The sequence below is a fragment of the Fictibacillus fluitans genome, assembly GCF_030418125.1.
Classification (GTDB): Bacteria; Bacillota; Bacilli; order Bacillales; family Fictibacillaceae; genus Fictibacillus_C; species Fictibacillus_C fluitans.
Map to the genome: position 1 here is coordinate 637,003 of NZ_JAUHTR010000001.1, position 19,421 is coordinate 656,423.

Sequence of the window (19,421 nt, forward strand, 5' to 3'; positions counted from 1 at the left end):
TAATACTCCCCTTTAACCTTGCTCCTCAGCGTAATCACAAGAAATACACTGTACAACTTTTCCTTTTTTCGTTTTCTTCTCTACAAGAATTTTTCCGCATTTCGGGCACGTTCTTCCGGTCGGTTTATCCCATGAAACGAATTCACAGTCAGGATAACGGCTGCATCCGTAAAAAATGCGTCGTTTTTTACTTTTTCTCTCCACAATGGTTCCTTTGTGGCATTCGGGGCATTCAACTCCCGTATCTTTTACAATCGGCTTGGTGTTTCGGCAATCCGGAAAATTGGAACAAGCCATAAATTTACCATACCGGCCCATTTTATAGACCATTTCATGTCCGCACAATTCACAGTCTTCTCCGGCAGGCTCATCTTTTATTTCGACTTCCTTCATTTCCTCTTCTGCGACAACGAGCTGTTTCTCGAAGCTTTTATAAAATTCATCGATGACTTCGTTCCAATGCTTATCCCCGTCTTCGATTTCGTCCAGGTCATTCTCCATTTGCGCGGTAAATTCAACGTTAAATACCTGTGAAAAGAATTCAAGCGTCAGCTCAAGGACGACTTCACCCAGCTCTGTCGGCTGGAACTTCTTGTCGTCGAGCATGACATAACCGCGTTTTTGAATGGTATCAAGTGTCGGCGCATAGGTGGAAGGGCGTCCTATTCCGAGCTCCTCCATCGTGCGCACAAGCCTTGCTTCACTGTATCTTGGCGGCGGCTGCGTAAAGTGCTGGGTAGGCTCTATCTCTTTCTTTTCTGCGGTTTCACCTTCCACCAGGTCTGGCAGCAGACGGTCTTCGTCTTTTTTCCCGTCATCATTTCCTTCAATATAAACTTTCATGAATCCAGGAAACTTTACTTTTGACCCATTGGCACGGAAAATCACACCTTCATTATCAAGGTCCACAGTCATCGTATCAAGGACAGCCGAAGACATTTGGCTTGCGATAAAACGCTCCCATATCAAACGGTACAGACGAAGCTGGTCACGGCTTAAATATTCTTTCAGCTCTTTCGGATGTTTGGAGGCGGAGGATGGCCGGATGGCTTCATGGGCATCCTGGGCATTTTTCCCCTGCTTCTTTTCACCGCGGTTCACCTGGTTAACATATTCCTTGCCGTATTCTTCGGTAATAAAGGTTTGTGCTTCCTCTTTTGCCAAATCAGAAATACGGGTGGAATCTGTTCTCATGTAGGTGATCAAACCTACAGTGCCTTCCTTGCCAAGGTCGATCCCTTCATACAGTTGTTGAGCGAGCATCATCGTTTTCTTCGCCCTGAAATTAAGTTTCCGGGCAGCTTCCTGCTGCAGAGAAGACGTGATGAATGGAGGAGCCGGATTTCGTTTTCGTTCCTTCTTTTGAACAGAAGCAATTGAAAATTTGTTTCCTTTCAATTTGCTGAGAACTTCCTTAACTTCCTCTTCATTCGCCAGTTCTTTCTTCTTGCCGTTAACTCCGAAAAAACCAGCTTCGAATTCCTCCTTGCCATAAGAAAACGATGCCTTGATTTTCCAATATTCTTCAGGAACAAACGCTTTGATCTCTTTTTCTCGTTCCACGATGAGACGCAATGCTACCGTCTGTACACGGCCGGCGCTTAACCCTTTTTTAACTTTCTTCCATAGTAAAGGGCTGATTTTGTATCCGACAAGACGGTCGAGAACACGGCGGGCCTGCTGAGCATCGACAAGAGCCATATTAATCTTTCTTGGCCGTTTAAACGAATCTTTAATCGCGTTTTTGGTAATCTCGTTAAACACCACCCGGCACTCTGAATTAAGATCAATATCAAGGCTGTGTGCAAGATGCCAGGCAATTGCTTCTCCTTCTCTGTCGGGGTCAGATGCGAGAAATATTTTTTTAACCTTTTTGGCTGCTGTCTTTAATTCTTTTAATACCGGTCCTTTGCCCCGGATGGTTATATATTTTGGATTAAAATTATCACTTATTTCTACTCCCATTTGGCTGCGGGGTAAATCCCTCACATGTCCCATTGAAGCCTTTACGATATATTTGCTTCCCAAATATTTTTTTATCGTCTTTGCTTTAGCGGGAGATTCAACGATTACTAAATACTCTTCCATTTATAGTGCATCCCCCTTTAAGGGTATATTCAAATCTTCCCTATTATTAAATAGACTTTCATCATTTGTCAAACGCTTTTCTATTATTGCCATTGAAACTCCTTCAATAAACAGGGATTAATAATTCATTCTGACCTAATAAACCAAACTTAATTCATGAAGGATGTCGTCAGCCTCCATTACAAGTTTGGCACCTTGCTGGATCAGGCGGTTTGTGCCTGCCGCACACTCATCCAATATGGAACCGGGAACGGCAAAAACCTCTCTTCCCTGTTCCATGGCCTGGTCGGCAGTGATGAGCGAACCGCTCCGCTCTCTGGCTTCCACTACAAGTGTTCCCCTCGTAAGCCCGCTAATAATCCTGTTCCGCTCAGGAAACTGCCATCTTCTCGGCGGTGTGCTGAATGGATATTCTGACAGAAGCAAACCGCTTTGGATAATCCGGCGGGCGAGACCCAAATTAGACTTCGGGTAAATCTGACCGATTCCGGAACCGAGTACTGCAATGGTACTTCCTGAGTGCGTTAATGTCAATTCATGGGCATGGGTGTCAATCCCGGCCGCCAGCCCGCTGACCGTTGTCCATCCCTTTTGGAGCAGCGGTTTCAGGATTTTTTCAAGGCTTTTTAATCCGCCCTCTGTAGGATGGCGTGTTCCTACTATACTTATGGAAAGAGGCATCGAGAATGCATCCGTGTCCCCTTTGCTGTACAGCACCCACGGCGGATCAAAAATATGCCGGAGGGAGCCTGGGTAATGAGTATCAAAATATGTATGTATTTTTATATTATGCTTATCGTATGTTTGCCTGATGGATCGGTATGACAGATGCCGGACATCCTCAAAAAAATCATTGCTGTTCCGCTCGTTCATCCGGAATTGCTCCCTGAGCTCAGCCTTTGTCAGCTGAAAAACACTTTTCAAGTCAGGATCGACTGCTAAAAATGACTGGATGGTCTTCCATCCGGCGCCGCGGCAATGATGAAGAAGAATTAACCGTTCTCTGTCCATACGTCTCCTCCAATAACTGTTTTTTATATAGATGTTTAGTGTTGCACTGGAAGTGGTTGATTTCCGTTCCAGGATGCTCGCTTTCCACGGGGCGTGCGCTGAGCCCCATCGGCGCAAGCACCTATGGGTCTCACCTGTCACGCTTCCCCCGTATGAGTCTCGCACCTTCCACTACAATCAACTTAGCTAGATGATAACAAATATTTTTTAATATAATGCCTTTTTAAAAAAAGCCCCCTGAATCAGGGAGCTTTTTTGATTAAACATTCGCTTTGTGTGTTTTGCAGGACTCGAGGAGGCCTTTTTCTTCAAGAGCAGAAACAAGGGTCTCACCCATAACAGATGGTGTCTCAGCGACTTTAATACCGCACTCCTGCATAGTTTTGATCTTTTCGGCAGCTGTGCCTTTCCCGCCGGAAATGATGGCTCCAGCATGCCCCATGCGCTTTCCTGGAGGTGCTGTCTGACCACCGATGAAGCCGACAACCGGTTTTGTCATGTTGGCTTTCACCCATTCAGCAGCCTCTTCTTCAGCCGTTCCGCCGATTTCACCGATCATGATAACAGCGTACGTATCTTTATCTTCGTTAAATGCCTTAAGAACATCGATGAAATCTGTGCCGTTAACCGGGTCTCCGCCAATACCAACAGCTGTTGACTGGCCGATTCCGCGTTGAGTCAACTGATGCACAGCTTCATATGTCAACGTTCCGGAACGAGATACTACACCAACATGTCCTTTTGTATGGATGTATCCTGGCATAATACCGATTTTGCATTCATCGGGAGTAATCACACCCGGGCAGTTCGGGCCGACAAGGCGGGTTTTCTTGCCTTGCATATAGCGCTTTACATTTACCATGTCAAGAACAGGAATACCTTCTGTGATACAGATAGCAAGATCAAGTTCTGCATCTACTGCTTCGATAATGGAATCAGCAGCAAAAGCCGGTGGAACGTAGATTACGGAAGCGGTAGCTCCAGTAGCTTTCACAGCTTCTGACACTGTGTTGAATACCGGAAGTCCTTCTACCTCAGTACCGCCTTTTCCTGGTGTTACACCGCCGACAATCTTGGTTCCATACTCAAGCATCTGCTGTGTATGAAAAAGGCCTACAGATCCTGTAATCCCCTGCACGATGACCTTTGTGTCTTTATTGATAAAAATACTCATCTAATTCTCCACCCTTCTTCTTTATTTCCGGGAATTATTTTACTAGTGAAACGATTTTTTCTGCGCCGTCTGCCATGGAATCTGCAGAAGTAATATTCAATCCTGATTCGTTAAGGATTTTCTTTCCTAGTTCTACGTTTGTTCCTTCAAGACGAACAACAAGCGGAAGGTTCAATCCTACTTGCTTGGTTGCTTCCACAACACCGTTGGCAATAATATCACACTTCATGATACCGCCGAAAATGTTAACGAAAATACCTTTTACGTTTTTGTCGGAAAGGATGATTTTGAACGCTTCTGTTACTTTTTCAGCAGTTGCGCCGCCCCCAACATCAAGGAAGTTGGCAGGATCACCCTGGTAGTGCTTGATGATATCCATTGTTGCCATTGCAAGACCTGCACCGTTAACCATGCAGCCAATATTTCCATCGAGGGAAATGTAGCTCAAATCATATTTGGAAGCTTCGATTTCTTTTTGATCTTCTTCTTCCAGATCACGATACGCCAGAATGTCCTTTTGGCGGTAAAGTGCATTGGAATCGAAGTTTAATTTCGCATCAAGCGCCATTACGTTGCCGTCGCCAGTTACAACAAGCGGGTTAATTTCTGCAATGGAGCAGTCTTTTTCAACAAAAGCTGTATAAAGGCCGATCATGAATTTCGCAGCTTTGTTTACAAGCTCTTTTGGAATGTTGATGTTGAATGCGAGACGGCGTGCCTGGAATGCTTGAAGCCCGATTGCCGGATCAACAACTTCCTTGAAGATTTTCTCAGGTGTCTTTTCAGCCACCTCTTCAATTTCAGTACCGCCCTCTTCAGAACCCATTAAGACAACGCTTGAAGTTGCGCGGTCAAGAACAAGACCGATGTAATATTCTTTCTTAATATCGCAGCCTTCTTCGATAAGCAAGCGCTTTACTTCTTTGCCTTCAGGACCGGTTTGGTGTGTAACAAGCACTTTCCCCAAAATTTCATCCGCATATGTACGAACTTCATCAAGGTTTTTAGCTACTTTTACACCGCCGGCTTTTCCTCGTCCTCCAGCATGGATTTGAGCTTTAACAACAGTTACAGCGCTTCCTAATTCTTTTGCAGCTTCTACTGCTTCTTCTACGGAATACGCTACTTTACCGTTTGGAACAGCCACACCGTACTTTCTTAGTACCTCTTTACCTTGATACTCGTGGATATTCATTCTCCATCCTCCTATCATCTTTAAAACTAAACTACCGTTTACCATTTTATATAATTGAAGCCCAACTGTCCACTGTTCTTCAAAAGAAATGCAAACGTATTCACCTCCATTCGACAGAAAACCGCATAGTTCCCTACACATTATGTACTATTTCCGACATTCAAAATAATTTTCAGGGCATGCAAAAAGCAGGCTAATTACGCCTGCTTTTCCCTTTGCTATCGCCTTTTTCCGTTTTACTTTCTTTCTCTGAATCTTTCACCCATACATCCCGCTCTGAAACGGGACGGTAAATCCCAAATTCTTCACCGATTTCCTCCCGGTGTTGATCAAGCATTGCTTCCACCCCGGGAACAAGCAGTTTTCTTCTTGGCATCGCAATCGCCTCCTTTTCCTGTAGGATGTCCAATCCTTAGAAAAATAGGCAATTACGCCTTTACAGCAGTGTACCCTGCCCGACGGGAGAAAAAGAGCGCCGGTGTTCGTCCACAGGCCCATGCTCCTCAAGCGCTTGCAGGTGCTCTTTCGTGCCATAGCCCATATTCTTATGGAAAAAGTAGTGGGGGTACTTGCCATGCAGTTCTTTCATGTACCGGTCTCTTGTTACTTTTGCCACGATCGAAGCTGCTGCGATCGATACACTTTTGGCATCCCCTTTAATTATTTTTGACTGGGTGACGGGCAGGGGAATTTCCATCGCATCAATGAGGAGATGGTCAGGCTCCTTTCTCAATGCTTTAACGGCTTTCACCATCGCTTTTTTTGAAGCCTGGTAAATGTTGATCTGATCAATTTCCGAAGAAGCTACAAGCCCGATTCCCACAGCGACCGCCTGCGTCATTATCTTTTCGTACAATTCCTCACGGCGCTGTTCACCCAGCATTTTGGAATCATTGACTCCTGGTATGTATGTGCCGGGGGCCAGTATAACGGCAGCGGCGACCACCGGGCCGGCAAGCGGTCCCCTGCCGACTTCATCCACTCCCGCGATAAAGGATTTCCCCTGATTCATCCATTCCAGCTCAAATATGAGCATCTCCTCATATTTCTCTTTCAGCAGCTGTGCAGACATCAGCTCTTTTTCGTGCCTGCTGATAATTTTCTTTACGCCTGTCCTGCTGTCTTTTCCGAGTTCCTCCAAAAAGCTCTCTAATCCGCCGCCGCTCTCCTTCAGTTCGAGCAGCCTTTTTTCAATCTCTTTTATTGTAAGCTTCATCATCAACCTTCGCTTTCTATGTAGTTGACTTCCTGCGGGTCTGAATTACAAAAAAAGGCACGCGAATGCGCACCTTTACCTTTAAACCTGGTCAGGCCGCTCGTAGGAGAGCCTTCCCAATTTTTCGGCACGAATATCGCGCAGGACGATTTCCGCCGTTTTTTCATAGTCAATATATCCGCCGCTCATTAAACATCCTCGCTTCTTGCCGATTTCATCAAAAAGCTGGATGCCTTCTTGCGGAATATCCTCGAGGCTGTATCGTTCCTGAAGCCTTTGCGGATAGTGGTCCTTATAGTAATTCAAGGCGTATAAGACAATCTCTGAAAAGTCGAGCAGCGTTTCTTTTATTGCACCAGTGACCGCTAATTTTAAACCAATCGACTGATCTTCAAATTTCGGCCAAAGAATACCGGGTGTATCCAGCAGCTCCAGGGAGCTACCCACCTTGATCCACTGCTGCCTCTTGGTCACACCGGGTTTATCTCCCGTTACGGCAATATTCTTTCCTGCCATGCGGTTGATCAGAGTGGATTTCCCTACATTAGGAATACCCAATATTAATGCCCGCACAGCTCTCGGTTTAATAATGCCCTTTGCTTTCATTTTATCAAACTTTTCTTTCACCAGTTCTTTTGCCGCGGCTTCAATTTTGTTGATGCCCTGGCCGGTTTTAGAGTTGAGTACAAGGACGGGAAGGTTTTTCCCCTGAAAATATTCAACCCAGAGCCTGGTAACCTCAGGATCCGCCATGTCTGCTTTATTGAGCAGCAAAAGACGGGGCTTCCCTGCCGTAATTTCATCAATCATTGGATTCCGCGATGCAAGAGGCACCCGTGCATCCACTAATTCAAATACAACGTCAATCAGTTTTAATTTTTCTGTTATTTCGCGCCTGGCTTTTGCCATATGGCCCGGAAACCATTGAATGGTCATTGCTTGCTACACCTACTTTACTACTTTACAACTCCGATATCGTTGAGGGGCCAAAATCGTACAGTGGCTTTTCCGATGATCTCATCCATGTCCACAGTACCGATGTTCCGGCTGTCACTGCTGTGCCGGCGATTGTCTCCCATTACGAAAACCTGGCCTTTGGGAACGGTCTGCTTTCCTGTTACTTCAAACAGGGTGAAATCATAGGTTAAGTCTCCGTCTTTTGTTTGCTTTTTATACGGTTTGAGGTACTTTTCGTTCATCGGCTTGCCGTTGACATACAGCGTGTCATGCTTGTACTCAATCGTATCTCCCGGCAATCCAATTACACGTTTAATGTAATCTTTCGTTTCTGTTGCCTTAAACACCACAATGTCAAAGCGTTCTGGTTTATCAAGCTTGTTGACTACCAGTCTGTCCCGGTTATGTAGGGTAGGCATCATCGACTCACCATCAACAACGATGGGAGCAAACAGGAAATAACGGACGACGCCAGCAAGAAGCAAAGCCACAACCAGCGCTTTTACCCATTCCCACGATTCTTTTTTCTGACTTGCCATACTTCATCCTCACATTCAGGTTTTAATTTAAATATATAAAAAGGAGCTTGAGATGAGTCAAGCTCCTTTTTAATGCAATTAGCGAATCTCTTTGATACGCGCTGCTTTACCGCGAAGTGCACGCAAGTAATAAAGCTTAGCACGACGAACTTTACCGCGTCGAACGACTTCAAGGTTCGCGATCTTAGGAGAATGTAAAGGGAATACACGCTCTACACCCACACCGTAAGAAATTTTACGAACAGTGAAAGTTTCGCTGATTCCAGTTCCGCGCTTCTTGATTACAACACCTTCAAAAAGCTGGATACGTTCACGAGTTCCCTCGACAACTTTTACGTGTACACGAACAGTATCACCAGAACGGAACTTAGGAAGATCCGATTTTAGTTGTTCTTTAGCTAGATCTGCAATAATCTGTTGCATAGTTATTGCCTCCTTCCGACAGACGTTCTTGCCGTGCTTTCATCAGCAGCGGAACACCTTAATACTGGCCTAAGCCACGAAATATATCTTATCACATAAAAGAAATGAAAAGCAAGTAGTTCTGCTAAAATCACTTCTCTTTTTTAACCTCTTCCAGCCACTTCTTTTCCTGCTTCGTTAAGTCCCGGGACTCCAGAAGATCGGGCCTTCTTTTCCATGTGCGGCGCAGAGATTCTTTTGTCCGCCATTCTTCGATATGCTTGTGATTCCCTGAGAGAAGCACATCCGGCACTTTCATGCCCCTGAAGTCGGCAGGCCGCGTATAATGAGGATGTTCAAGCATTCCCGAGCTGTATGAATCCCGTACCGATGACTCTTCATTACCGAGCGCACCCGGCAAAAGGCGGGTTACGCTGTCAATGATCACCATGGCTCCGAGTTCACCGCCGGTCAGCACAAAATCCCCGATGGAGATTTCATCGGTAGCCAGGTTTTCACGGATGCGCTCATCGTAGCCTTCATAATGGCCGCAAACGAAAATCAAGTGCTGTTCCCGGGAAAGCTCTTCGGCCTTTTTTTGCGTGAAGCGTTCTCCCTGTGGACAGAGCAGTACCACCCTGGGCTTAGCGTCACTCTTGAGGGTCAGATCTTCCACCGCATCAAAGAGCGGCTGAGGAGTCAGTACCATGCCTGCTCCGCCGCCATACGGATAATCATCCACCCGGCGGTGCTTATTTTCAGCGTACTCTCTGAAATCGGCAACATGGTATTCCACAAGCCCTTTTTCCTGTGTTTTTTTTAAAATGGATGAGCCAAACACACCGCTGAACATCTCAGGAAAAAGCGACAGCACATCAATCCTCATCTTATATCAAGCCTTCCATCAGATGAATGATAACCTGCTTGTTTTCAATATCTACCGATTTTACCACTGGGGGAATATATGGAATCAAGAGGTCGGGACCGAAATCCTTCTGTTTAACGACCCAGACGTCATTGGCTCCCGGAGAAAGAATTTCCTTCACCTTGCCCAACTCTTTTCCTTCGTCCGTAATGACCGTGCATCCGATGATATCTCGATAGAAGAACTCGCCTTCTTTCATTTCTACGGCATCCTCAGCAGATACTTTCAAAAGGTGTCCTTTATACTTTTCCACGTCATTGATATTCGGATGACCTTCAAATTGCAGGAGATCAAACTGTTTGTGAACCCGGTGAGCTGAAATGGTCACGGGCACCAAGTCGCCGTCCCCTTTCTCCACAAATAATGTATTGCCTATTTTATACCGCTCTTCCGGAAAATCTGTTCTGGAAATAACACGAACTTCACCGCGGATTCCATGCGTATTGACGATCTTTCCGACATTTAACCATTTTGTCATCTCTATCCACCCTTGCCGCCCTTCTTTTATTAACAGTGTGGGCTGAATCATCACAATCTATAATTAAATTTATTATAAAAGCGAAAAAAAGGGGTGAGGCTGGCCCCATCCCTTTTTAGCTTAAGAAGTTTATACTGCATTCCCAAATCTATACAATTTCGAGTGAAATGCGCTTGTTCTGACTCGTTCCTGCAGCGTTGACGACCGTGCGGATGGCTTTGGCCACCCTGCCTTGTTTACCGATGACCTTGCCCATGTCTGAGCTGTGAACGGTCAGTTGGTAAACGAGCTTTTCCCCGTCATCCACTTCTTTTACGCTGACTTCTTCTGGATGATCAACAAGAGCCTTAACAATCGTTTCGATTAACTCTGTCATCATATCATCACCCATTATTTTTGTAGTTTAGCGTTGTGGTACTTTTCCATTAGTCCAGCGTTAGAGAAAAGGTTGCGTACAGTGTCTGAAGGCTTCGCGCCATCAAGCATCCATTTAAGAGCCTGCTCTTCGTTAATTTTAACTTCTGCCGGGTTTACAACCGGATTGTAAGTTCCAATCTCTTCAATAAAGCGGCCATCACGCGGTGCGCGGGAATCTGCTACTACTACACGATAAAATGGAGCTTTCTTTTGCCCCATGCGTTTTAAACGAATTTTTACTGCCATTGTAAAAATACACCTCCGAAAATTGTTCACACAAATCAATATAATATAATAAACTTCCAGCTTTGTAAACCAGAAAATTCATCCAACCTTACATAAACGGAAATTTCATTCCGCCTTTCTTCTTGCCTTTCATCATGCCGGACATCTGCTTCATCATCTTTTTCATTTCATCGAACTGCTTGATCAGGCGGTTGACCTCCTGTACGGTGCGCCCGCTGCCCTTGGCAATCCTTCTTCTTCTGGAAGCGTTGATGATTTCCGGCTGCTCTCTTTCAAGCTTTGTCATCGATTTGATAATCGCTTCGACATGGCCGATTTGCTTATCATCGATCGAAACATTCTTTAAACCCTTCATCTTGTTGGCGCCCGGCATCATGCTGAGCAGCTCGTCAAGCGGACCCAGGTTTTTGACCTGCCCCATCTGATCAAGAAAATCATCAAAGGTAAAGGACATGTCCCGCATTTTTTTCTGCAGTTCTTTAGCCTTTTCCTCATCCACATTGGTTTGTGCCTTTTCAATCAGTGTCAGCACATCACCCATGCCGAGGATCCTCGACGACATTCTGTCTGGATGGAAAGGTTCGAGAGCGTCCATTTTTTCTCCCATACCGACAAATTTAATCGGAAGGTCAGTAACCGCTTTGATGGAAAGTGCGGCACCGCCCCGGGTATCGCCATCGAGTTTGGTCAGCACAACGCCCGTTAATCCAAGCTGCCCGTTAAAGCTCTCGGCAACGTTCACTGCATCCTGTCCTGTCATGGCATCCACCACCAGGAAAATCTCACTTGGGTTCGAGATTTCTTTGACTTTTTGGAGCTCATCCATCAATTCTTCATCGATATGCAGGCGTCCTGCCGTATCAATGATTACATAGTCATGATGTTCCTCCTTCGCCTTGGCGATAGCCTGTTTGGCAATCTCCACAGGGCTTACCTGATCCCCCAGTGAAAAAACGGGAAGACTCAGCTGACCGCCCACGGTTTCCAGCTGTTTAATCGCAGCCGGACGATAAATATCGGCAGCGACCAAAAGCGGCTTGCGGTTATGTTTCTTGCGAAGATGGTTCGCAAGCTTTCCTGTGGTGGTCGTTTTACCCGCACCCTGCAGCCCTACCATCATAATGACGGTTGGCGGCCGGTTGTTCACTGCAATCTTACTCTGCTCGCCGCCCAATAAGGTGGTAAGCTCATCATGCACAACTTTCACTACCTGCTGTCCAGGTGTAAGGCTCTTCAGTACTTCCTGCCCCACAGAGCGTTCGGTTACCCGTTTAATAAAATCTTTGACAACCCGGAAGTTAACATCGGCTTCAAGGAGTGCAAGACGGACTTCACGCATCATTTCCTTTACATCTGCTTCCGTCACCTTGCCCTTGCCCCTGATTTTCTGCAGGGTATTCTGAAGCCGGTCGGCCAATCCTTCAAATGCCATAGTATTGTCGCCTCCTATTCCATGTTTTCAAGGCGATCAATGATCTCAAGAACTTTATCAGACGAATTTCCGAGCAGTTCTTTTAATCTGGAAAGTAACTGATCGCGTTCCTGAAATTTCGCAAATAAACCGAGCTTTTCCTCGTACTCTTCAAGCATCGCCTCTGTCCGTTTAATATTATCATAAACGGCCTGGCGGCTTACATTATATTGTTCAGCGATTTCTCCAAGAGAAAAGTCATCCAGATAATAAAGAGCCATGTAATTCTTTTGCTTCGGGGTCAGCAATGACTGATAAAAATCAAACAAATAATTAATCCTCGTTGTCTTATCCAGCATTTCAACACCCCTTGTTAAGTGAAAAGCCTTTACGTTAAATTATAGTACAATGTTCGGAGAGCTATGTCAAGTTTTTTTCTTGACTCAGCTAACAAAAGAAAAAAGCGGAATCTACTCCGCCTTTTCTTCATCCTCGAGGCCGGAAAACAATCCGTAAACAAATTGGTCGGCATCAAATGGCTGTAAATCATCAATTTTTTCTCCCAACCCAACAAATTTCACAGGGATATCCAGCTCATTCCGGATGCCGAGAACAATTCCCCCCTTCGCTGTTCCGTCCAGCTTGGTGAGCACCAGCCCTGTCACATTGGTCGACTGGCTGAATGTTTTTGCCTGGTTCATGGCATTTTGGCCGGTGGTCGCATCCACAACAAGCAAGACTTCATGAGGCGCTCCAGGCACCTCTCGCTCGATGACCCGTTTAACTTTTTCAAGTTCGTTCATCAGGTTTACTTTGTTTTGCAGCCTGCCTGCCGTATCACAAAGAAGAACATCGGCATTTCTTGATTTTGCCGCTTTTAGACTGTCATAAATTACTGCTGCGGGATCAGAGCCTTCCTGATGCTTTATTACATCGACGCCTGCACGCTGTCCCCAGACTTCCAACTGCTCGATGGCCCCTGCCCTGAACGTATCTCCCGCTGCAAGCAGGACTGATTTCCCTTCTTGCTTAAGCTGATGGGCGAGCTTTCCGATGGTAGTCGTTTTCCCTACACCATTAACACCAACAAACAGGATAACGGACATTCCTTCTGTTTGCAGGTTCAATCTTCCATCCTGTTCACCCTTATGAAGCATCCCGGCAAGCGTCTCGGAAATCGCCGATTTTAAATCCTCGGTATTCTGAATGTTTCTTGTCCTGGCAACATCTTTCAGCTTATCAATGAGTTCCATGACGGTGTGGACACCCACATCGGCAGAAATCAAAATTTCCTCCAGCTCTTCAAAAAATTCCTCATCAACTTTTCTGTAGCGTTTTACAAGGTCATTGACCCTTGTTGAAAATGAAGTTCTGGTTTTCTCCAGTCCGGTTTTGAATTTTTCGGATGCCGAATTCGATTGCGTGGTGAATTTATCCTTTAATCGTTTTAAGAAGCTCATGCTTTCCTCCTATAGGTCACTATTGTTCTTTCATTTTGCGCCGACAAGTTCCTTTGATTCCTCAAGCTTCACAGAAACCATCTTGGATACACCTGACTCCTGCATGGTTACACCGTACAGAACGTCGGCTTCTTCCATCGTACCTTTTCTGTGGGTTACCACAATAAACTGGGTTTCTTTGCTGAAGGTTCTTAAATAACTGGCATACCTGCCAACATTGGCATCGTCAAGTGCAGCCTCCACCTCATCAAGAATACAAAAAGGAACCGGACGCACTTTCAGAATGGCAAAAAGCAGGGCAATCGCTGTAAGCGCCCGTTCTCCACCTGACAACAATGCCAGATGCTGTAATTTCTTTCCAGGAGGCTGTGCTAATATATCGACTCCCGTTGTGAGCAGGTTTTCAGGATTGGTAAGAGAGAGATCGGCCCGGCCGCCACCGAACAATTCTTTGAAAATATGACCGAAATGGGAACGTATGCCGCTAAATGTTTCTTCAAACTTCCTCTTCATTTCGATGTCCATTTCATCAATGACCCCGTGAAGGGTATTCTTGGCTTCAACGAGGTCCTGTTTTTGTTCGGTAAGGAAATTGAACCGCTGGGACACACGTTCATATTCTTCGATAGCCCCCAGGTTGACCAGGCCAAGTTCATCAATGGCCATTTTGATCAGCTTCACTTTTTTCCTTGCTTCGCCAGCCTCCATGGAAAGCGTGAATTTTTCCTTGGCGCCTTCAAATGACAGCTCATACTCTTCGCGCAGATGGGTGAGCCGGTTATCGAGTTCAACATCCAGCCGGTTGATGCTCACTTCTTCGATGCGAAGTGCGTCATTCAGCTGCTTCAGGATGCGTTTCGATTCTTTAAGCTCCCTGTCGCGGTCCTCCGACTTTTGATAAAGTTCAAGTCTCGCCTGCCTGCGCTGTGTAATTAAGTGCAGCACCGAATTTTTATCCTGCCGCTTGGACGAGATATGTCCGTCCAGTACTTCTTCACCGGACGAATTGCTGTTCATTTCTTCCTCAAGCATCCAATAATCCTGCTCTGTTTCAGTCAGCTGGGCCGAAATATCTTTTAATTCCGACTGCAGCCTGTCCAGCTTTTCCTGCTGATTGGCAGTCTGCTGGTCCTTCTCTGCAATTTTGATTTTTAATGCAGTAGCAGACTGCTGGATTTCTTCCTTGGACGTCTGCTGGTCTTTTTTGCGCGTTGTAAGCTCCTCAATTTTCTGCTCGAACCTTTGAGCCTCTTTCTTGTTGTCTTCGAGAGAACCTTCAAGCTCTGCAATTCGGTCATCAATGGTATTCTGCTCACTATGATAGCTCTTTTTTTCCCGGTCATAAAGAGAGAGTCTGTCATTCAGATTCTTTTCTTCTATCTCGATTTCACGCAGTTTGCTTTTAAGCGATTGTTCTTCCAAACGGCTGTTTTCACCCTCCTGCCTGAATGCGTCCAGTTGTTCACGCAATTGAAGGGTCGCCGCTTTTGATTCTTTCACCTGGTCCTCTGCAAAAACTGTCTGGCTTTCCATCTTCTCCAGCTTTTCAGTCACCTGGTCGAGTTCACGCTGCCGCCCGAGAAGAGAGGAATTCTTTTGTTTGACACTTCCGCCTGTCATTGAGCCGCCGGCACTTACGATATCTCCCTCGAGCGTGACAATCCGGTATTTGTATCTTAAAATTTTTGCGATTTCATTGGCGCCTTCAATGGTTTTGGCGATCACAATGTTACCCAAGAGGTTGGCGATTATCTTTTCATAGTTGGAATCTGCAGTCACTAATTGGCTTGCCACTCCAACAAAAGCCGGATGGGAACCTGCAAGACTTAGATCAGCCGGCTGTATATACCGTCCTTTAATAACAGACATGGGCAGGAAGGTTGCGCGTCCGTACCGTTTCCTTTTCAGGAAAGAAATGGCCGCGACAGCATCCTTTTCACTCTGTGTGACGACATGCTGCATGGAGCCTCCAAGCGCCGTTTCAATGGCGGTTTCCACTTCGGCCGGAACGCTGATCAATTCAGCTACCGCTCCTTCGATGCCGGTAAGGGTGCTTTTAGCCTTTAACACCTCTTTAACCCCCTGCATGAAGCCCTGGTATTCGTCCTGCATGGATTCGAGCCATTCTTTTTTTGATTTGAACTGCTGAATAAACTGATAAGCCTGATACAGTTTATTTTGCTTTTCCTCATTTTCTTTTTCTTTTTGTTCGAGCTGCTTTTTCAGGTTGGTATAGCGTTCGAGGTGGCCTGATAAATTGGACTCGGCCGCTTTGACCTGATCAAGAAGCGCAAGCTTGTCCACATGGACTTTTTCCCGCTGTTCAATATAGCCTTCATGCTCCTTGTCCAGACGGGTGGATTTAAACTGCTGCTGATTCTTCTGATCTGTTAAATACCGCATCTCATTTTTGATTGATGCCGCACTGTTCAGGGCTTCAAAATATTCACTTTTCAGCCGTTCGATCTCAGCTTCAAGATCAAGTTCCATCACAGACAGCCGGCTCTCTTCCTCTTTCAGCTGATTCCTGAGGGTACGCAGCTCTTTCTTTTGCTCCCCGTATAATCGTTCTCCTTCCGCTGAAGCCTGTTCGAGTTCCTCCTTTTTCTTCTTGAGGTTCTGAATCTGCTGTTTCAGGGATTCTTTGTTCTGATGATAGTTCTTCTTTCTTTCCTTTAATACTTCCCGTTTTCCCTCAAGCTTTTCCAGTTCCTCACTCGCGACCAGCAAAGACTGCTGGAGTTCGTCAATCGATTCGTCCAGTGCCTGGGTGTCAGAACGCATGCGTTCAAGCGCTGCCTCTTCATTTTTAACCTTGGCGGCAAGTGATGAATCTTTTGTCTTCAATTCATCAACGAGCTTTGACTGCTTCTCCCATTTTTCGTGAAGTTCTTCAATCTCATACACCGTCAAAGCAACCTCAATTTGCTCCAGTTCCTCTTTTTTCTCCAGAAAATCCCTGGCGATGGATGCCTGAATTTTGAGCGGCTCAACTTGTCCTTCTAATTCGTAAAGAATGTCTTCAACGCGATTCAGGTTCTCTTGTGTTTCATGAAGTTTGGCTTCTGCTTTTTGTTTTCGCGTCTTATATTTCAACACACCGGCTGCTTCTTCAAAAATTCTCCGCCGGTCCTCGGCTTTGCTGCTTAAAATTTCTTCAATTTTCCCCTGACCGATAATCGAATACGCTTCACGGCCAAGTCCGGAATCCATAAACAAATCCACAATGTCCTTCAGGCGGCATTGCTGTTTATTCAGCAGGTATTCGCTGTCACCGGACCGGTACACTCTCCGGGTTACGCTGATTTCATTATATTCAAGCGGGAGGTGCTGATCCTCGTTGTCGAGCGTCAGGGTCACTTCAGCCACATTCAGCGGCTTCCGGTTGTCACTTCCCGCAAAGATGATATCTTCCATTTTCGATCCGCGGAGCGATTTGGCCGACTGCTCTCCCAGCACCCAGCGCACGGCATCCGAAATATTGCTTTTCCCGCTGCCATTCGGACCTACGACCGCCGTCACTCCCGGCACAAATTCAATATTGATTCGATCCGCAAAAGACTTAAAACCTACAACATCTAATCGTTTGAGGAACATCTTAATCCCCCTTATGTATTCTTAACTAATTTATTTTAACATAGATCAACATACAAATAGATTCTTTTATGCTACAATTACAAAGAAAGAGGACAGAAAGGGTGCTAAAATGAATTTAACCACTCCCAGCCAGGAAAACATAGAATTCATGATTGAAGCCGTAAAAAAGAAGCTGCAGCTTGTTAATTCGGGCTTGATTCAGGGTGACGATTACACCGTTGACCAATATGAAGACATTAAAGATCTATACGAAATGGTCATGAAAATGCCCGGTTTCAGTGTGCGAGATATGGAAGGCATCGTGACTGAGCTTGGTTCCCTGAAAAAGAAATAATCTCTACATAATTAAAAAACACCCTGTACAGGGTGTTTTTTAATGCTTCATAATTTTCTCCAGCGCTTCCTGTGCCGCATGCTGCTCCGCTTCCTTTTTTGAGCGGCCGTAGCCCACGCCAAAAGGGTCTTCATTCAGTTTGACTTCTGAAACAAATTCACGGTTGTGCGCAGGCCCTTTCTCCTGGATGATCTTATAATCAATCGTGCCAAGGCCTTCCCGTTGTACATACTCCTGAAGCTGGCTCTTAAAATCCATCACATGAGAAAAAGCACCTTCATTGATTCGGGGAAATACATGAATTTCCAAAAATCCTTTGACGGCTTCAAGCCCTTTATCCAGATAAAGTGCACCGATAAAGGCTTCAAAGACATCTGCGAGCAATGCAGGCCGTGTACGCCCGCCAGTGTTTTCCTCACCCTTGCCGAGCAGCACATAGTCTCCAAAATGAAGCTCGTTTGCCAAAATTACAAGAGAAGGCTCGCATACAATCGCTGCTCTTAATTTTGTCAGTTCTCCTTCACTCATGGTGGAAAATTTAGAGTAAAGAAACTGAGAAATGGTTAATTCCAGCACGGCATCCCCCAGAAATTCAAGCCGCTCATTGTCTTCATACGGACGTCCCCGATGCTCATTCACATATGATGAATGTGTAAATGCCTGTACCAGCAGTTTTTCATTGTCAAAAAAAAGGCTAATTCGTTCCTGCAAAGGAGCTACCTTCTGTTTTCTTACTTTTTCATCCATTAATTTTCTCGACGGGTGTTTAAACCGCTGCCGGGAACCTTTTTTACTGTTTGGCGTTTGTTTCTTTGAACCTTTCATTATAGCCTCCTGCATAACACTTAGAGGGTACCTGCTTTTATTCTTCTGCGAATAGGTTAAAGTCCCGCACGAGTCGTTACGGGACTTTTAAAAACATGATTAGTTGTTGTTGCTGTTTATGTAATTAACAACGTCACCAACCGTTGTAATTTTTTCAGCATCTTCGTCAGAAATTTCCAAATCAAATTCGTCCTCTAGTTCCATTACTAGTTCAACAACATCCAAGGAATCTGCACCAAGATCTTCTTTAAAAGAAGCCTCAGGCTTAACCTCTGCAGCGTCTACACCAAGACGATCTACTACAATCTTCGAAACTCTTTCAATTACGTCTGCCATGTGTATTCACCTCCTTTCAATACTATATACCATTTGAAAGAAAAAAACTAGATAGAATGAGCGGTTCGCTTACATTACCATTCCGCCGTCCACGTTGATCGTCTGTCCGGTAATATAAGAACTGCTGTCACCTGCTAAAAACGTCACAAGTGATGCAATGTCCTCCGTGCTGCCCAAACGTGCAAGCGGAATGGCTTTAAGCATTTCACCTTTTACATTTTCATCAAGCACTTCTGTCATTTCCGTATCAATAAAACCAGGAGCAACCGCATTGACAGTTATGTTGCGGCTTGCAAGTTCCTTTGCTGTTGTTTTTGTCAAACCGATGACGCCTGCTTTGGCTGCCACATAGTTAGCCTGTCCCGGATTACCGGAAACACCAACAATGGATGAAATGTTAATGATTCTTCCTTTTCTCTGCTTCATCATCTGGCGGCTGACCGCTTTTGTGCACAAAAATACTCCTTTTAAGTTCGTATCAAGTACTGCATCCCATTCGTCTTCCTTCATGCGAATGAGCAGATTATCCTTTGTAATCCCTGCATTATTAACAAGGATATCGAGTGAACCGAACTCTTCGATTACCCGTTTGACCATACCGGTTACAGATTCACTGTCAGCAACATTCGCCTGAACAGCGATGGCTTCCTGCCCCATAGCAATAATTTCTTCTACGACTTCTTTTGCCTTCGCTTCACTGCCCGCATAGTTAACAGCGACTTTTGCTCCGTTTTTTGCCAGTTCAAGCGCGATGGCCCTTCCGATCCCTCTTGATGCTCCGGTAACCAGAGCTGTTTTTCCGTTTAGCAT

Annotated in this window: 21 protein-coding genes; 1 reads left to right on the forward strand and 20 read right to left on the reverse strand. The window is 45.4% G+C overall.

Features of this window, described 5'->3' with window-relative positions:
* Positions 1-12 precede the first annotated feature (12 nt).
* From topA to smc, 17 genes are all read right to left on the reverse strand, one after another.
* Complete coding sequence (gene topA, locus QYB97_RS03070; RefSeq protein WP_301164472.1) at positions 13-2,088, reverse strand: type I DNA topoisomerase; 2,076 nt, start codon at positions 2,086-2,088, stop codon at positions 13-15.
* A gap of 135 nt (positions 2,089-2,223) precedes the next feature.
* Complete coding sequence (dprA, locus tag QYB97_RS03075; protein WP_301164473.1) at positions 2,224-3,099, reverse strand: DNA-processing protein DprA; 876 nt, start codon at positions 3,097-3,099, stop codon at positions 2,224-2,226.
* 259 nt (positions 3,100-3,358) lie between these two features.
* Positions 3,359-4,273: a succinate--CoA ligase subunit alpha gene (sucD, locus tag QYB97_RS03080; RefSeq protein ID WP_301164474.1), complete on the reverse strand. Its 915-nt coding sequence runs from the start codon at positions 4,271-4,273 to the stop codon at positions 3,359-3,361.
* 34 nt (positions 4,274-4,307) lie between these two features.
* Positions 4,308-5,468 carry an ADP-forming succinate--CoA ligase subunit beta gene (sucC, locus tag QYB97_RS03085; RefSeq protein WP_301164475.1) on the reverse strand — a complete coding sequence of 387 codons (1,161 nt, stop codon included), beginning with the start codon at positions 5,466-5,468 and terminating at the stop codon, positions 4,308-4,310.
* A 193-nt stretch (positions 5,469-5,661) separates the two neighbouring features.
* On the reverse strand, positions 5,662-5,844 hold the full coding sequence (locus QYB97_RS03090) for an alpha/beta-type small acid-soluble spore protein (protein WP_301164476.1): 183 nt from the start codon (positions 5,842-5,844) through the stop codon (positions 5,662-5,664).
* 60 nt (positions 5,845-5,904) lie between these two features.
* Positions 5,905-6,687: a ribonuclease HII gene (locus tag QYB97_RS03095; RefSeq protein WP_301164477.1), complete on the reverse strand. Its 783-nt coding sequence runs from the start codon at positions 6,685-6,687 to the stop codon at positions 5,905-5,907.
* 78 nt (positions 6,688-6,765) lie between these two features.
* Positions 6,766-7,620, reverse strand: a complete 855-nt coding sequence (gene ylqF, locus QYB97_RS03100) for a ribosome biogenesis GTPase YlqF (RefSeq protein ID WP_301164478.1) — start codon at positions 7,618-7,620, stop codon at positions 6,766-6,768.
* Positions 7,621-7,640: 20 nt separating this feature from the next.
* Positions 7,641-8,180 (reverse strand): signal peptidase I, encoded by a 540-nt coding sequence (gene lepB, locus QYB97_RS03105; RefSeq protein WP_301164479.1) that lies wholly within the window; start codon positions 8,178-8,180, stop codon positions 7,641-7,643.
* A gap of 78 nt (positions 8,181-8,258) precedes the next feature.
* Entirely contained in the window at positions 8,259-8,603 is a 345-nt protein-coding gene (gene rplS, locus QYB97_RS03110; protein ID WP_061969393.1) for a 50S ribosomal protein L19, read from the reverse strand.
* A gap of 130 nt (positions 8,604-8,733) precedes the next feature.
* On the reverse strand, positions 8,734-9,468 hold the full coding sequence (gene trmD / locus QYB97_RS03115; protein ID WP_301164480.1) for a tRNA (guanosine(37)-N1)-methyltransferase TrmD: 735 nt from the start codon (positions 9,466-9,468) through the stop codon (positions 8,734-8,736).
* A 1-nt stretch (position 9,469) separates the two neighbouring features.
* The gene (gene rimM, locus QYB97_RS03120; protein ID WP_301164481.1) at positions 9,470-9,985 is read right to left on the reverse strand and encodes a ribosome maturation factor RimM; all 516 of its coding nucleotides are present in this window, start codon (positions 9,983-9,985) and stop codon (positions 9,470-9,472) included.
* Between the two features lie 148 nt (positions 9,986-10,133).
* Positions 10,134-10,361, reverse strand: coding sequence for a KH domain-containing protein (locus QYB97_RS03125; protein ID WP_301164910.1), 228 nt, complete (start codon positions 10,359-10,361; stop codon positions 10,134-10,136).
* Between the two features lie 14 nt (positions 10,362-10,375).
* Positions 10,376-10,648 carry a 30S ribosomal protein S16 gene (rpsP, locus tag QYB97_RS03130; RefSeq protein WP_301164482.1) on the reverse strand — a complete coding sequence of 91 codons (273 nt, stop codon included), beginning with the start codon at positions 10,646-10,648 and terminating at the stop codon, positions 10,376-10,378.
* Between the two features lie 88 nt (positions 10,649-10,736).
* The gene (gene ffh / locus QYB97_RS03135) at positions 10,737-12,080 is read right to left on the reverse strand and encodes a signal recognition particle protein (RefSeq protein ID WP_301164483.1); all 1,344 of its coding nucleotides are present in this window, start codon (positions 12,078-12,080) and stop codon (positions 10,737-10,739) included.
* Positions 12,081-12,094: 14 nt separating this feature from the next.
* Positions 12,095-12,418, reverse strand: coding sequence for a putative DNA-binding protein (locus QYB97_RS03140; RefSeq protein ID WP_061969381.1), 324 nt, complete (start codon positions 12,416-12,418; stop codon positions 12,095-12,097).
* Positions 12,419-12,529: 111 nt separating this feature from the next.
* Positions 12,530-13,519, reverse strand: a complete 990-nt coding sequence (gene ftsY / locus QYB97_RS03145; protein ID WP_301164484.1) for a signal recognition particle-docking protein FtsY — start codon at positions 13,517-13,519, stop codon at positions 12,530-12,532.
* A 30-nt stretch (positions 13,520-13,549) separates the two neighbouring features.
* Positions 13,550-17,116: a chromosome segregation protein SMC gene (smc, locus tag QYB97_RS03150; RefSeq protein WP_301164485.1), complete on the reverse strand. Its 3,567-nt coding sequence runs from the start codon at positions 17,114-17,116 to the stop codon at positions 13,550-13,552.
* Between the two features lie 109 nt (positions 17,117-17,225).
* Here smc and QYB97_RS03155 point away from each other — a divergent pair, with 109 nt between their 5' ends.
* On the forward strand, positions 17,226-17,450 hold the full coding sequence (locus QYB97_RS03155) for a DUF1128 domain-containing protein (protein ID WP_301164486.1): 225 nt from the start codon (positions 17,226-17,228) through the stop codon (positions 17,448-17,450).
* 39 nt (positions 17,451-17,489) lie between these two features.
* Here QYB97_RS03155 and rnc read toward each other — a convergent pair whose 3' ends face one another.
* The 3 genes from rnc to fabG form a co-directional block, all read right to left on the reverse strand.
* Complete coding sequence (gene rnc / locus QYB97_RS03160; RefSeq protein ID WP_301164911.1) at positions 17,490-18,197, reverse strand: ribonuclease III; 708 nt, start codon at positions 18,195-18,197, stop codon at positions 17,490-17,492.
* 177 nt (positions 18,198-18,374) lie between these two features.
* Positions 18,375-18,611: an acyl carrier protein gene (gene acpP / locus QYB97_RS03165; protein ID WP_301164487.1), complete on the reverse strand. Its 237-nt coding sequence runs from the start codon at positions 18,609-18,611 to the stop codon at positions 18,375-18,377.
* 69 nt (positions 18,612-18,680) lie between these two features.
* A complete protein-coding gene (fabG, locus tag QYB97_RS03170) occupies positions 18,681-19,421 on the reverse strand; it encodes a 3-oxoacyl-[acyl-carrier-protein] reductase (protein ID WP_301164488.1) in 741 nt (246 codons plus the stop codon).